This window comes from Arthrobacter sp. SD76 (assembly GCF_049726125.1).
Lineage (GTDB): Bacteria > Actinomycetota > Actinomycetes > Actinomycetales > Micrococcaceae > Arthrobacter > Arthrobacter nitrophenolicus.
The window spans coordinates 3,297,603-3,310,632 of the sequence record NZ_JBNBLR010000001.1; the positions used below are offsets into that span (position 1 = coordinate 3,297,603).

The 13,030-nt window shown below is 67.1% G+C and carries 8 protein-coding genes and 2 pseudogenes; 3 read left to right on the forward strand and 7 right to left on the reverse strand.

Going from position 1 to position 13,030, the window contains the following annotated elements; all coding sequences use genetic code 11:
* Nucleotides 1-5: 5 nt before the first annotated feature.
* Nucleotides 6-347: a DUF3263 domain-containing protein gene (locus ACPEE0_RS15950; RefSeq protein WP_133352125.1), complete on the reverse strand. Its 342-nt coding sequence runs from the start codon at nucleotides 345-347 to the stop codon at nucleotides 6-8.
* 138 nt (nucleotides 348-485) lie between these two features.
* Between ACPEE0_RS15950 and ACPEE0_RS15955 the strand changes: the two genes are divergently transcribed.
* Together ACPEE0_RS15955 and ACPEE0_RS15960 are read left to right on the forward strand one after the other, a co-directional pair.
* Nucleotides 486-1,256 (forward strand): uracil-DNA glycosylase, encoded by a 771-nt coding sequence (locus ACPEE0_RS15955; RefSeq protein WP_424574845.1) that lies wholly within the window; start codon nucleotides 486-488, stop codon nucleotides 1,254-1,256.
* A gap of 15 nt (nucleotides 1,257-1,271) precedes the next feature.
* Nucleotides 1,272-2,111 carry a siderophore-interacting protein gene (locus ACPEE0_RS15960; protein WP_424574846.1) on the forward strand — a complete coding sequence of 280 codons (840 nt, stop codon included), beginning with the start codon at nucleotides 1,272-1,274 and terminating at the stop codon, nucleotides 2,109-2,111.
* A gap of 38 nt (nucleotides 2,112-2,149) precedes the next feature.
* On the opposite strand, the gene ACPEE0_RS15965 is transcribed toward ACPEE0_RS15960, so the two are convergent.
* The 3 genes and pseudogenes from ACPEE0_RS15965 to ACPEE0_RS15975 form a co-directional block, all read right to left on the reverse strand.
* Nucleotides 2,150-3,556, reverse strand: a complete 1,407-nt coding sequence (locus ACPEE0_RS15965; RefSeq protein WP_424575291.1) for a threonine/serine ThrE exporter family protein — start codon at nucleotides 3,554-3,556, stop codon at nucleotides 2,150-2,152.
* A gap of 247 nt (nucleotides 3,557-3,803) precedes the next feature.
* Nucleotides 3,804-5,119 (reverse strand): annotated as a pseudogene (locus ACPEE0_RS15970) (peptidoglycan bridge formation glycyltransferase FemA/FemB family protein).
* Nucleotides 5,120-5,222: 103 nt separating this feature from the next.
* Nucleotides 5,223-6,355, reverse strand: a pseudogene (locus ACPEE0_RS15975) (lipid II:glycine glycyltransferase FemX).
* A 78-nt stretch (nucleotides 6,356-6,433) separates the two neighbouring features.
* Between ACPEE0_RS15975 and ACPEE0_RS15980 the strand changes: the two are divergent.
* A complete protein-coding gene (locus ACPEE0_RS15980; RefSeq protein ID WP_133352133.1) occupies nucleotides 6,434-6,979 on the forward strand; it encodes a TspO/MBR family protein in 546 nt (181 codons plus the stop codon).
* 34 nt (nucleotides 6,980-7,013) lie between these two features.
* Here ACPEE0_RS15980 and ACPEE0_RS15985 read toward each other — a convergent pair whose 3' ends face one another.
* The 3 genes from ACPEE0_RS15985 to gcvP all read right to left on the reverse strand — a co-directional run bounded on the left by ACPEE0_RS15985 (nucleotide 7,014) and on the right by gcvP (nucleotide 12,929).
* Nucleotides 7,014-8,471 (reverse strand): L-serine ammonia-lyase, encoded by a 1,458-nt coding sequence (locus tag ACPEE0_RS15985; RefSeq protein WP_424574847.1) that lies wholly within the window; start codon nucleotides 8,469-8,471, stop codon nucleotides 7,014-7,016.
* A 377-nt stretch (nucleotides 8,472-8,848) separates the two neighbouring features.
* The gene (gene gcvT / locus ACPEE0_RS15990; protein WP_424574848.1) at nucleotides 8,849-9,997 is read right to left on the reverse strand and encodes a glycine cleavage system aminomethyltransferase GcvT; all 1,149 of its coding nucleotides are present in this window, start codon (nucleotides 9,995-9,997) and stop codon (nucleotides 8,849-8,851) included.
* Between the two features lie 67 nt (nucleotides 9,998-10,064).
* The gene (gcvP, locus tag ACPEE0_RS15995) at nucleotides 10,065-12,929 is read right to left on the reverse strand and encodes an aminomethyl-transferring glycine dehydrogenase (RefSeq protein ID WP_424574849.1); all 2,865 of its coding nucleotides are present in this window, start codon (nucleotides 12,927-12,929) and stop codon (nucleotides 10,065-10,067) included.
* Nucleotides 12,930-13,030 lie beyond the last annotated feature (101 nt).

Below are 13,030 nucleotides of genomic sequence, written 5' to 3' on the forward strand. Positions count from 1 at the left end.
GGGTCCTAGGCGTCGGAGCCCAGGCGCCGGGCAGTCCGGGCCCGGTGGCGGGACGTACGTAGTCTACGCAGTCTCTTGACCAGCATGGGATCGTGGGCGAGTGCATCCTCGCGGTCGATCAGGGCGTTCAGCAGCTGGTAATAGTGGGTGGCAGAGAGGTCGAAGAGCTCCCGGATGGCCTGTTCCTTGGCCCCGGCGTACTTCCACCACTGGCGCTCAAGCGCCAGCATCTGCTGCTCGCGTTCGCTGAGCGGGGACTCGCGCAGCGTGAAGTCCGCCAGCAGGGTGTTCCGTGGTTCCTGCTCCGGCAATTCCTCGGGCAGATGTTCCCGGGCCGGTTCCGCCACGGCACACTCCTTCGAGGTCTAGGGGAAAATGTCCTACCCCCATGCTACGGACGAATAACAGCCTTGTCATTTGCGCCGGCTGCGCCAGGGAGTCCTGTCCGTGGCCCGGCGACCCCACTCCCCTGCAAGAATGGGACGGTGCTTGAATCAGACGCCTTGTTCGAACTGGACCAGGACCCTGCCGGAACGGACGGGTTCGCCGAACTCGCGCGGCGTCCGCTGTCGGACCTCGTGGCTCCGGACTGGGCCGGGGCGCTGGCGGAAGTGGAACCCGAGCTTCGTGCCGTCCTCGGCTTCCTGGCAGAGGAGGTGGCGGCGGGGCACCAGGTGCTGCCGTCGCCGTCAAACGTCCTGCGCGCGTTCCGCCAGCCCCTTGCCGGCGTGAAGGTCCTGGTGGTGGGCCAGGACCCCTACCCCACGCCGGGTCACGCCGTCGGCCTTTCATTCTCCGTTGACAAGCGCACCCGTCCCATCCCCCGCAGCCTTGCCAACATCTACCGTGAACTGGAAGCGGACCTCGGCATTCCGGCCCGCGTCCATGGGGACCTTTCCGCCTGGGCGGAGCAGGGGGTGCTGCTGCTGAACCGGGTGATGTCGGTGCGCGCCGGCGCCGCCGGCTCGCACCGCGGCAAGGGCTGGGAGAAAATCACGACGGCGGCCGTCGCCGCAGTTGCCGCCCGGCAGTCCCCGGACAGCGCACCGATGCCGCTGGTGGCGCTGTTGTGGGGCAAGGAGGCCGAGTCCGTCCGGCCGCTGCTGGGCGATACGCCGGTGGTGTCCAGCGCCCATCCGAGCCCGTTGTCCGCGTCGCGCGGTTTCTTCGGTTCCCGGCCTTTCAGCCAGGTGAACCGGCTCCTGCGGGAGCAGGGTGCCGGGGACGTAACCTGGGAGCTTCCACCGGTTCCTTAAGGTTAGGCTTGCCTTATGAGCACTGTTCCCGCCGCCACCACCGCCACCAAAAAGAGCCGTCCCCAGATCAGCCTTGAGGTGCTCCGCCGGGAACAGCTCTCGCCGCACATGGTGCGCATCGTGGCCGGCGGTCCGGGCTTTCCCGACTTCGTCAACAACGGCTTCGCGGACCGGTACGTGAAGATTGTCTTTCCGCAGCCCGGCGTCGAATACCCCGCTCCCCTTGACCTGTGGAGCATCCGGGAAACCATGCCGCGCGAGCAGTGGCCCTACACCCGCACGTACACTCTGCGCTGGGTTGATCCCGCTGCCCGGGAACTGGCCATCGATTTCGTGGTGCACGGCGATGAGGGGCTGGCCGGCCCTTGGGCGGCCAAGGCCGAGCCCGGCGATCCGCTGACCTTCACCGGTCCGGGTGGCGCCTACAACCCAAACCCGGAGGCTGACTGGTACCTGTTTGCCGGCGACGAGGCAGCACTGCCTGCCATCGCGGCAAGCCTGGAGGCGCTGCCTTCGGAGGCGAAGGGCCTGGCCTTCCTCGAGGTGGATTCCGACGCCGACGTGCAGCCGCTCTCCGCACCCGCCGGCGTGAAGATCACCTGGCTGTTCCGTCACGGCGTACCCGCCGGGTCCAGCGACCAGCTGGTCAGCGCTGTGGCCGGCGCGGAGTGGCCGGCCGGGACGGTGGACGTTTTTGCACACGGCGAGCGGGGCTATATGAAGGCTCTCCGGGAGATCTTCTTCGCCCAGCGCGGCCTGGAACGCAGGCAGGTGTCGCTGTCCGGCTACTGGGCGCAGGGACGCGTGGAGGACGTGTTCCAGGCCGAAAAGAAGCTGCCGGTCGGCCAGATCTGACCCGCGGCCACGCAGCCCGGAACCGCCCGCGTGCGGGGCTACCGGCGGCGGGCGCGGCGCCGCTCGTTGCTCGCCAGGCTCCGGGTCAGCGGCCGCGCAAGGGTGTCGCCCAGGACAATTCCCCCGGCCGTTCCCAGCACAATGGCGCCCGCGCTCAGCATGCCGCCGGCGCCCAGCAGGATCTCGGCCTCCTCGATGGTGAGCACGTACATCGATCGGAAGATGGTGAGGCCCGGAAGCAGGATCAGCGCCGCGGGGACTGCCACCACCAGCTGCGGCGCCCCCAGGCGGAGGGCGACCACGCGCGCCAGCAGACCGATCACCACTGCGGCGAGGGCGGGCGAGAAGCGGTCACCGATGCCGAGCAGCCCGCCGCCCAGCAGGACGAAGTAGCCGGCGACGCCCACAGCCGCGGTGGGCAGCAGGAGCTGCCAGGTGGTTTGTTCCGTGATGCCGATGGCCATCACAGCCACCGCCACAAGGATCACCAGGACCCACAGGTCATAGGCCGGCGGGAACGTCTGGGTGACGTCGATGCGCTGCATCCCCGTCAGTTCACCCACCACGAATGCGACGGCGATGCCCGCAACGATGGCGCCGAAGGTCAGCAGCGTTGACAGGAACCGCCCGGCCGCCGTGACGGGGAACCCGTTGATGGCGTCCTGCACGGACGAGACCAGGCGTCCTGTCGGCAGCAGCAGGAGGATGCCGCCCACCACCACGATCGCCGGCGAGTTGGTTAGGCCGAATTGCCAGAGCAGGAGGGCCAGCTGGGTCACCACGAAGGAGCAGCTGGCGGTAATAAAGAAGTCCGGCACGCGCCACCGTCCCAGCTGGCGCGCCAGCAGGCTGATGCCGATGTTGGCAACGAAGGCGATGGCCGAGGACACCGGGCCGCCGCCCAGCACGCCCACGAACGCCGCAGCGAAAATTCCGAAGGCCACCGTGACCATCCAGCGCGGAAAGGGCTTGGGGCTGGTGATTGCCTCGTTCAGCCGACGGATGGCCTCGTCACGGCCCACTCCCCCGGCCACAATGTCCGTCACCAGCTGGTGCACTTTGGCCAGGCCCGCATAGTTGTTGGTCCAGGACCGCACCACCCGCAGCAGCGCAATGGGCGTCTGGTCCTTGGGGGCGTAATTGATGCCCACGGACTGGTTGGTGATGTCCACCTCGATGTTCTTCAGCCCCAGTGCCGCGGTGACCGCGATGATGCTGGTTTCCACCTCCAGCGCGCCGGCGCCGTAGCGGAACATGGTCTCGGCCAGGTGCAGGGCGAAGTCGAGCGTCTTGCGCGCCGAGGTGTCCACGCCACCCACCTGGATGGTGGGGTTTGCGTAGGGACTGCCGGCCAGACGGTCCACGATGCTGAGCGGCGCCGTCGGCGGGTTTTCGCCCTGGACCAGCCGGCGCAGCATCTTCTTGGCCGCAGCGTTCTGCCTCATCTGGGCAGCCGTCAGCGGCTGCGTCTTTGGCAGCCCGTCGGTGTGCGGCCGGACCCCGGGATATCCGGCGCCGGAACGTCCGGCTCCGGCGCGTTCCGGTCCGGTGGTGGCCGGTCCTGTGGTGGCCGGTTCAGGCTTTGCGGGTTCAGGTTTTGCCCGCTGCGGGCGGTCTGCCGCGGGACGCTCGGGTCGGTCGGTCATGGGTTCCCTCCTCCCGGGGCGGTGTGGATACGGTGCGGACTGCCGGTCAGGATGTGCCCTTGCCGGGCAGCCTGCCCAGCACGGTGCGGGCCGCCGCGACGGCCGCCCGCGCAAGCCGGTTGGCATGGAACACGGCAGGCCGGACGGGCATCGCGAAGCCACCCACCAGCTGGACCACTTCGCCGCCGAAGCCCTTCTTGAACTCGTAGCCGCCGTGGCCCTCCTGTCCTGGCCGGAGATGCCGAACGTTCCGTAGAAGTTGTAGCGCGGGTAGCCCTTTTCCAGGGCGTGCAGCATCATGCCCCAGTACAGTGACGTGGCGCCGTTGAAGTAGATGTAGTCCTGGACGGTGCCACCGATCACGCAGACCACCTCGTCGCCGTAGCAGACGAAGTGGATGGCGGCCACCGTGGCAACGCCCACGGAGTCCGGGAACCGCTCGATGTCCTTAAGGCTGCGCTCGTAGCTGTCCACCAGGTCCTGGACTACCTTGAGCCGGTTGGCTTTTTTCTTGCTGCCCGTCTCTTCCACTTCGCGCCGGAGGTCGGCGGCAGTGGCGGACTCGGTGGCCAGGCGGTCGGTGATGGACTTGCGGTAGGCCGGGATGTCGATCTTGGCCATCATGAGCTTGGTGAACTCGGGGGACGTGGTGCGGAGCAGGTGCTCGTAGTAGGCCCGCTCGCGGTATACGAAGCCCTTTTCGTCCCCGGCCCGGCTCAGGGCGGCGTAGAACTCGTCCAGCGTTTCCAGCGTGGCCTGTTCGAGGAACACACCGTTCTTCTCTGCCTTCCGGATTGCCTTCCGGGTGCGGTAGCTGGTGCTCATGATCAGCTCTTCCGCGTCCCGGATGCCTTCGAGGCTCTTGATGAACATCCAGTTCACGTTCACGAAGTCCATGTCCAGGCCCTGGTGCCGGAACCCCAGCCCTTCCAACTGCGCCACGAGGGGACGGTTGTCCAGCACTTCGGGGTGTTCTGCACCGTCCTCGTCCCGGGCAATGTAGTGGACGTTCGGGAAGATGCGCAGCTCGGCGGCCTTGCGTTCGGCGGCTCGCTTCCGCAGGAGTCCGACGACGGCGCGCACCAGTTCCGGGTCCGCGTAGTCCATCAGGGGCCCGTTCGCGCATTCGCAGACCGTGTAGCCGAGGCGCGTCGTGGTGTAGTTCAGCTTGCCGGCTGCCACGAGTTCGCCGCCACTGCGCACCCCGAAGAGCTCCACCTCCTGGCCGCGGGCACGCTGGAAACGGGCAAAGTCGACCGACTGCAGGAAGCTGTTCTGCGGATGCTTCAGGGCGAAGGCCTCGAACTCGGCATCGCTGAGGACCGCGAACTCAAGGCCGGTGGCGGTGGGAACTGGATTCAAGGGTTACCTTCTTCAGTGTTCTCGCGGCGTGGCAGTGCGCCGCGGTGCGGGAGGGGCTTGGTGGGGCGCAGTGCCGGTGCCGGCGCCGAGGGACAGGTGGGGGTCAGTAGAACTGCTGGCCGGTCCGCGCCGTTTCAATCCGGCGGAACACCCTTCTGCGCCCTTGACCCAGAGACGGTGCCGCAGTGGCGAGAGCACGTAGTCGTGGCAGCCCACGAAGTCCGTAACCGTTTTGGTGAAGCTGGTTTTGAACATGCCCATGCCGTAAAGGTTGTGGCTCTTGTCCTTGATCCTCGAGGCCGGTGGCGTGCCGCAGAAGTCGTACTCGATGCAGCCGAGTTCCTGCATGCGCCGGATTGCTGCCCACTGCACCAGGTGCGAGTCGCCGTATTGTTTGCGGTTCTGGATGGAGCCGCCGTCCTTATAGGTCGCTTTGGCCCCGTAATTGATCACGAAGGCGCCCACACTGGGCTTGCCGTCCTCGTAGGCAAAGAAGAAGTTCCCCTGGCCCCGGTTGCAGAATTCGTCCCAGAAGGCGGCGTAGTACTCATAGCTGCGCAGCGGCATCGAGCCCTTCGCCTTGACCGTGTCCGCCATGAGGTCGTACAGGGCGCGGTACGTTTCGGGCCCCTGTTCCATGCGCACAACTTCGCAGCCTTCCCGTTCGGCCCGCCGGATCGCATTGCGGGCGCGGGAGGAGATGTTCTTGAAGACTGTTTCTTCGGATCCGGAGATGTCCAGCAGGGCGGTGGAGTCGTTGGACTGGATGTTCGGCGCCTTGACCAGTCCGGCGGCGGCCAGCTGCGCCCGGGCATCAGCGGAGTCGATAATGTCCGGTTCGATCTTGATGGTGAAGACGTTGAGTTTGCGCCCGCGGGCAAACGCGGCGCAGGCTTCCAGCGCGGCCTTCAGATCTTCCGCCGCGGCAAGGTCCGGGCCTTTGATCAGGTACCACAGCCGGCCGAGCACGGGGAACTTCTTTTCCAGTACCAGGTTGTAGCTTGCTGTTTCCGGGTTTTCCAGCACCAGGAAACGGACCCTCCAGCCGCTGCCGTTCTTCACCGTGGCATAAGCGGCCGACTGCAACATATTGCCGCCGTTCGGGTTGGCTGTGACGTGCTTGTCCCAGTTTTCAATTTCCTCGGCGGTGGCAAAACGTGCGGTGAATTCTCGCAAGGGGGCCGTGTCCAATCGGGTTGATGCGCGGTTTCGGTACTCGTGGATGTGTGCGGACATGCAGCCTCAAGTCTAAAGCCTGCGGCAGGACCGGCCTTCCGCCTTGACTCCGGCACCGGGGCTCGCAAGGGTGGAAGGATGCAGCAAGACCGGGAACAGTTGAAGCCGCCGCCGGAAGAAAACGCGGTGCCGTATCGCGGCGGGGTCCAGGCGGCCGTGCTGGCCGGCTTGCTGGCAGCGTCCTTCCTGGTTGCGGCGCTGGGCGGGCTGGCCACCATCAACAACGTGGAGGGGTGGTACTCCACGGCGGATAAAGCACCCTGGTCGCCGCCGAACTTCGTGTTCGGACCGGTGTGGACCGTGCTGTACACGGCCATGGCCGTTGCGGCATGGCTTGTGTGGCGGAAGAGGACAGCGAAGACCAGGCCCGCGCTGACCGCCTACGCCATCCAGCTCGTACTCAACCTCGTCTGGACGCCGGTGTTCTTCGGCCTGTATCCCACGCTGGGCACCGCTGCCTTGTGGCTGGCGCTGGCCATCATCCTGGCGCTGATTGCCGCGGTCACCATTACTGTCCTGCAGTTCGGCCCGATCAGCAGGACTGCCGGCCTGCTCCTGCTGCCCTACGTGGCGTGGCTGGTGTTCGCCGCCACCTTGAACTGGTGGGCCGCCGTCCACAACTAGCTGCGGGCGGCCGGCGGGATCGAGACGTCCCCGGTCAGCATTCGACGACGTTGACGGCGAGGCCGCCCATGGCGGTTTCTTTGTATTTGTCGCTCATGTCCTTGCCGGTTTCGCGCATGGTGATGATGACTTCGTCGAGGGAGACGCGGTGGGTGCCGTCGCCCCAGAGCGCCATTTTCGCGGCGTTGATCGCTTTCGCGGCAGCGATCGCGTTCCGTTCGATGCAGGGCACCTGGACCAGCCCGCCGATCGGGTCACAGGTCAGGCCCAGGTTGTGTTCCATCGCGATCTCCGCCGCGTTCTCCACCTGCGCCGGGGACCCGCCCATCACCTCGGCCAGGCCCGCCGCGGCCATCGACGACGCCGACCCCACCTCGCCCTGGCAGCCGACCTCCGCCCCGGAAATCGAGGCCTGCTCCTTGTACAGCACCCCCACCGCACCCGCGGCCAGCAAAAACCTGACCACCACACCGTCCCGGTCCTGCCGGGTGGCTTTGTCCATGCCCGGCGCGAAATGCAGCGCGTAGAACAGCGCCGCCGGGATGATCCCGGCCGCCCCGTTCGTCGGCGCCGTGACCACCCGCCCGCCGGTCGCGTTCTCCTCGTTCACCGCCAGCGCCACCAGGTTCACCCACTCCTGCCAGTACCTGGCATCGAACGGGCCCGCATCCCACGCAACATCCCGGTCCTGGCTGCCGCCGCCGGGGTTTGCGCTTTCCTTCTTGAGCCGTTCGTACCAGTCCGGGGCGCGGCGGCGCACGTTCAACCCGCCCGGCAACACCCCGGACCGCTTCAGACTGGTCGCGACGCAGTTCTCCATCACGGACCAGATCTGCAACAGCCCGGCCCGGATCTCCTCCCCGGTCCGGGAGGCTTTCTCGTTGACCAGCATCACGTCGGCGATGCCCAGCCCGGTGTCCCGGCAGTGCACCAACAGTTCCGCAGCGGTCCGGAACGGCAACGGCAGTTCCTGCTTGGAGGCCTCCAGTTCCTGCTGCGCGGCGTCCTCTTCGCCTTCCCGGACGATGAACCCGCCACCGACCGAGAAGAACGTCGCCGCATGCAGCACCTCCCCGGCCGCGTCCGTGACCGTAAACGTCATCCCGTTCGTGTGCCGCGGCAGCACCGTCAACGGCCGCAGCACCATGTCCTTCACCCCGTACGGCAACGGCACACCCTGCCCGCCGGCCCCGGCGAGGTTCAACACCCCGGTCTCCGCAATCGAGGCCAGCCGCTCCTCCACCTCACCGGGCAGGATCAACTCCGGATGGAACCCCTCCAACCCCAGCAGAATCGCGGTCATCGTCCCGTGCCCGTGCCCGGTCGCCGCCAACGACCCATACAAATCAACCCGCAACCCCGCCACGGACCCCAGCCTGCCCGAAGCCTTCAACTCCTCCGCGAACACCGCAGCAGCCCGCATCGGCCCCACAGTATGGGACGACGACGGACCGATCCCGATCGAAAAGAGATCAAAAACGCCAACAGCCATGACGGGTCTTCCTCACAAAAAAGTACGTGGTCGGGGTTTGGGTGGTGGGTGACCGAATTCCTCCGCGTGCTGCTCCTTCGTCGCTTTGACGCACGCTTCCGGAATCCGGTCACCCACCATGGGCCGTCACCTCTGCTGCCAATCGCCGCCCGGAGGCCGTGGAACGTAAGATACGCGCCGCCCCTGTGGGACCGGCATCCGGAAGCGTGCGTCTAAGGGAGCGTCACGTCCGCCCAGCGGGCGTCTACGCGACCGAGCACGCGGAGGATGCCGGTCCCACCGGGCCAAAGGCAACCACGGAGCGCATGGCAGTGCCGGGCCGGCCGCCCCGGAGCCAGCCAAGGGGTTTCGACAAGCTCAACCACCGGCTTTCGGTGTTACTTTGAGCGCTTGTAGAACGGGAGCTCGACTACTTCGAACGGCTCTGCCTTACCGCGGAGGTCCACATCCAGTGCCGTACCGGGGGCGGTGTGTTCGACGTCGACATACGCCATGGCCACCGGGTAGCCGAGGGTGGGTGAGGGCTGCCCGGAGGTGACCTCGCCGACGGGAACGCCGTCCTTAAGGACCGGGTAGTGGGCACGGCCGGCACGGCGGCCGAGTCCCTTTAGTCCGACGAGGCGGCGGCCGGAGGTCGTTCCGGCACCGGCTTCCTTCTTGGCGGCCAGCGCGGCCTTGCCCACGAAGTCACCCTCCTTGGACAGCGCGACGACGGGTCCCAGGCCGGCGGCGAACGGGTCGCCCTGCAGGGAGAGTTCGTTACCGTAGAGGGGCATGCCGGCTTCAAGGCGCAGTGAGTCGCGGGATGCCAGGCCGGCAGGAGTGAGCTCCCCTTCGTCGGCGATGGCGATGAGGGCCTGCCACAAGGCGGGTGCGGCATCACTGGGCACGAAAATCTCGAACCCGTCCTCCCCGGTGTAGCCGGTGCGGGCCACCAGGAGTTCCTGCCCTGCACCGCCCACCAGGAGCGGGACCTCCACTGCGGCGTAGTACTTCAGGTCCGTGACCTCGTTGTGGCTGGCGGCGGGGACCAGGCGGAGCAGCAGTTCCTCAGCTTTGGGCCCTTGCACTGCGATCAGCGAGGTTTCCGCTGATGCGTCCCGCACCTGGACGTCGAAGGATGCCGCGCGGTCGGCCAGCGCCTCGGCAACCACGGTGGCGTTGCCGGCGTTGGGGACCACCAGGAAGACGTCGGTCCCGTCCGCGGCAGCGGGCCGCCGGTATGTGATGAGGTCGTCGATGATGCCGCCGTCCTCGTTGCAGATCAGCGAGTACTTGGCCTTGCCTACCGGCATGGCCGAAATCTTGCCCACTAGCGCGTAGTCCAGGAATGCTGCGGCTTGGGGGCCGGTGACCCAGACTTCGCCCATGTGGGAGAGGTCGAACAGGCCGGCTGCGGTGCGGACGGCGTGGTGTTCGGCCAGTTCGGAGTTGTATTTGAGGGGCATCTGCCAGCCGCCGAAGTCGGTGAAGGACGCGCCGGCTTTCTTGTGCTGCTCGTAGAGAGCTGTGTACTTCTCGGTCATGGGGATCCTTTCGGGCCGGAGGTTGAGCTTGTCGAAACCCGGGTTTCGACAGGCTCAACCACCGAAATCAGTTTTCGAACTCGGAGAGCGGCGGGCAGGAGCAGATGAGGTTGCGGTCGCCTGCGGCGCCGTCGATCCGGCCGACGGGCGGGAAGTACTTGTCCTGCCGGAGGTGGTGGACCGGGAACGCGGCCTGCTCGCGCGGGTAGGCGCGGTCCCAGTCGGAGGACACGACGGCGGCTGCCGTGTGCGGTGCCCGGCGCAGCGGGGAATCGGCCACGGCGAAGTCACCGGCGGCCACCTGGTCGATTTCCTTGCGGATGGTGATCATCGCCTCGATGAACCGGTCGATCTCGGCCAGGTCCTCGGACTCGGTGGGTTCCACCATCAGCGTCCCGGCCACGGGGAAGGACAGCGTGGGGGCGTGGAAGCCGAAGTCGATCAGCCGCTTGGCCACATCCTCCGCGGTGACCCCGGTCTTCGCGGTGAGCTCGCGCAGGTCCAGGATGCACTCGTGCGCCACGAGCCCGCCCTCGCCGGTGTACAGCACGGGGAAGTACTCGTTCAGCCGGGACGCCACATAGTTCGCCGCCAGCAGCGCCGACTTGGTGGCCTCGGTCAGGCCCTGACCGCCCATCAGCTTCACATACGCCCAGGAGATGGGCAGCACGCCCGCGGAACCGAACTTCGACGCCGAGATGGGGACATCGTTCCCTTCGGTCCAGGTGGCCGCGTTGCCGGGCATGAAGGGTGCGAGGTGTGCCTTCGCTGCGACGGGTCCGACGCCGGGCCCGCCGCCGCCGTGCGGGATGCAGAATGTCTTGTGCAGGTTCAGGTGCGAGACGTCCCCGCCGAACTTGCCCGGCTGCGCCAGGCCCACCAGGGCGTTCAGGTTCGCGCCGTCGATATACACCTGCCCGCCCGCGGCGTGCACGGCATCGCAGACCTCACGGACATCCCCGTCGTACACCCCGTGCGTGGACGGGTAGGTGATCATGATCGCCGACAGGGCATCCTTATGCGCCTCGATCTTCGCGTACAGGTCAGCATGGTCGATCGTGCCGTCGGCCGCCGTGGCCACCACGACGACCTTCATCCCGGCCAGCACCGCCGACGCGGCGTTGGTGCCGTGCGCCGACGCGGGGATCAGGCACACGTTGCGCTGACCCTCACCACGGGAGCGGTGGTAGCCGCGGATCGCCAGCAGGCCCGCGAGCTCGCCCTGGGACCCCGCGTTGGGCTGGATGGACACCTGGTCATACCCGGTGATCTCGGCCAAATCAGCCTCCAGGCCAGTGATCAGCTCACGCCAGCCCTCGGTCTGCGAATCCGGGGCGAACGGATGGATCGAAGCGAACTCCGGCCACGAAATGGCCTCCATCTCGGCCGTAGCGTTCAGCTTCATCGTGCACGAGCCCAGCGGGATCATGGTTCGGTCCAACGCCAGGTCCCGGTCCGACAACTTCCGGATATACCGCAGCAACTGGGTCTCCGACCGGTGCGTATTGAACACCGGATGCTGCAGGAAGGAGGAGGTGCGTTCGACGGCGGAGTCGAGTGCAAAGGCTCCGGTGGAGCCCACTGCCTCGCCGCCGAAAACGGACGCGACGGCGGCGACGGTCGACGTCGTCGTGGTTTCGTCCACGGAAATACCCACGGTATCGGCGTCGATGAAACGCAGGTTGATGCCCTTGGCCTCCGCGGCAGCGACAACCTCCGCTCCCCTGCCGGGGACACGGACCGTGACGGTGTCGAAGAAGGAACCGTGCAGGACCTCCGCGCCGGAAGCCTTCAGGGAAGCTGCCAGCGTGCGGGCGTGGCGGTGCGCGGTCTGCGCGATGGCTTTCAGTCCCTCGGGACCGTGGTAAACGGCGTACATCGAAGCGACGATGGCCAGCAGTGCCTGGGCGGTGCAGATGTTGGACGTGGCCTTCTCGCGGCGGATGTGCTGCTCGCGGGTCTGCAGGGCCAGGCGGTAGGCGGGGACACCGGCGTCGTCCTTGGACACCCCCACCAGGCGGCCGGGCATGGAACGCTCCAGGCCCTTCTGGACTGCCATGTACGCGGCGTGCGGGCCGCCATAGAACAGCGGGACGCCGAAGCGCTGGGCGGAGCCGACGGCGATATCCGCACCCTGCTCACCGGGAGGGGTGATCAGGGTCAGCGCCAGCAGGTCAGCCGCGACGGTCACGAGCGCGCCGCGCTCCTTGGCCTGCGCGATCACTGCCGAGTGGTCGAACACCCGGCCCGAGGCACCAGGCTGCTGCAGGACCACACCGTTGATGGCACCGTCCGGCAGGCCTGCAGACAGGTCGGCGATTTCCACCTCGAAGCCCAGGGCTTCCGCGCGGCCCTTCACAATGGCGATGGTCTGGGGCAGGCAATCGGCGTCCAGGACCGTCTTGCCGTCCCGGGCATCCTTGTTCTTGTTGGCCCGGCGCATCATGAGGACGGCCTCGGCCACGGCGGTGGCTTCATCCAGCAGGGACGCGTTGGCGATGGGCAGTCCAACCAGGTCCTGGACCATGGTCTGGAAATTCAGGAGCGCCTCAAGCCGGCCCTGCGAAATCTCGGGCTGGTACGGGGTGTAGGCGGTGTACCAGGCCGGGGATTCAAGGATGTTGCGGCGGATCACCGGCGGCGTCACGGTGTCGTAGTAACCCTGCCCGATCATCTGGACAGCAGTCCTGTTCTTGGCCGCAAGCTTGCGCAGCTCGGCGAGCGCCTCCACCTCGCTCAGTGCCGGGGACAGTTTCAGCGGCGTATCCTGCCGGATATCCTTGGGCACGGCCCGGTCAACCAGGGCATCCACGGTGTCGTAACCGACGGCCTTGAGCATGGCGCTGACATCGGCCTGGCGGCGGGCACCAATGTGCCGGTCAACGAAAGTGGCGGTGGCAGGGGCCGGGGAAACGGTCACGGGGAACTCCATGAGTCAGGCGGCGCAGGGTACGCCGCAGCGATTCGGGTTCCTCCCCGCTCTGTATTGGACCTGAGAGTTTCCGCGTTGCCAGCTTGCGCATGGCCCCGCTT

Bases quoted from the DNA above. Each gene is read 5' to 3' on its own strand.
- ACPEE0_RS15960 (WP_424574846.1), top strand. From the start codon at position 1,272: ATGAGCACTGTTCCCGCCGCCACCACCGCCACCAAAAAGAGCCGTCCC.
- ACPEE0_RS15965 (WP_424575291.1), bottom strand. From the start codon at position 3,556: ATGAGGCAGAACGCTGCGGCCAAGAAGATGCTGCGCCGGCTGGTCCAG.
- ACPEE0_RS15980 (WP_133352133.1), top strand. From the start codon at position 6,434: ATGCAGCAAGACCGGGAACAGTTGAAGCCGCCGCCGGAAGAAAACGCG.
- ACPEE0_RS15985 (WP_424574847.1), bottom strand. From the start codon at position 8,471: ATGGCTGTTGGCGTTTTTGATCTCTTTTCGATCGGGATCGGTCCGTCG.
- gcvT (WP_424574848.1), bottom strand. From the start codon at position 9,997: ATGACCGAGAAGTACACAGCTCTCTACGAGCAGCACAAGAAAGCCGGC.
- gcvP (WP_424574849.1), bottom strand. From the start codon at position 12,929: ATGGAGTTCCCCGTGACCGTTTCCCCGGCCCCTGCCACCGCCACTTTC.